Annotated in this window: 2 protein-coding genes; both read right to left on the bottom strand. The window is 73.0% G+C overall.

The genetic code is table 11. The annotated features are described in order from the left end of the window. On the bottom strand, positions 1-487 hold a 487-nt coding region (locus D7V88_RS41870; protein WP_208726775.1), incomplete at its 3' end, for a condensation domain-containing protein. Between the two features lie 30 nt (positions 488-517). After that, on the bottom strand, positions 518-871 hold a 354-nt coding region (locus D7V88_RS41865), incomplete at its 5' end, for a Rieske (2Fe-2S) protein (RefSeq protein WP_208726773.1).

Genomic DNA, 871 nt, shown 5'->3' with positions numbered 1-871 from the left:
GGGAGAACCCATCCCCCACCAGATGGTGCACGCAGGCGAAGTAGCCCCCGCGCCCGTCCCCCAGCTTCACCACCGCCAGCCGGTACAGCGGCCCTCCCGGCAGCGCGAACGGCGTCCGCACGCGCTCCGTGCACCACGCCTCGGCGGCGGCGCTCGGGTCCGCGTCCTGGGAGAAGTCCACCTGCTCCACGCGGGGCGAAGGCGCGTGCCCCAGACGCTGCCGGGCCTGCCCTGCCTCGACGCGCAGCTCCAGCCGCAGCGCCTCCGTGCTCCGGGCGAAGCGCTCCAGCGCCTGCGCCAGCAAGTCCAGCCGCACCGGCCCTCGCACCAAAAGGAGGCCGCCCAGGTTCGCGAAGGCCGTGCCCGGGTGGAGCTGCTCCATCAGCCAGATGCGCTGCTGCGCGTGGCTGAGCGGCTGGAAGCCCTCGGCGTCCGCCCCCGGAGAGGGCTCCACCGGAGCGCGCGGAATGGGAATCACCTGGGCCATGACGTGTCCGCCGTGAAGAGCGAGAAGGGTTTACGAAGCGACCGGGGCGCGACGCGCCGGAACTTCCGGGGACGCGTCAGGGTCGGGCACGAGGAAGCGGATCACCGCCCCCACGCGGACCGACGGCACCTGCTTGCGCGCCAGGTCCCGGGGCGAATTGAGCAGGTCGTGCCACGGGCAGCGGATGCCCTGGGCCGCCTCGTCCCAGGTGCCCTTGCTGAGCGGCCCGCCCTTGTGCTTGCAGCGGTCCAGGATGACGCTCCAGCGCGTTTCCAGACGAAGGCAGAGGTAGCGCTCGTCCGCCACGCGCACCTGGCTCCAGTGCCGCGCCTCCAGTTCCAACATCATCGCGGGCCCGCCTCCCGGCTCGGCCCCACCCACAGC

Origin of the sequence: Corallococcus terminator, from assembly GCF_003611635.1 — a bacterium.
In the GTDB taxonomy this organism is placed as follows: Bacteria; Myxococcota; Myxococcia; order Myxococcales; family Myxococcaceae; genus Corallococcus; species Corallococcus terminator.
This window is presented reverse-complemented; position numbering and strand designations above follow the sequence as displayed.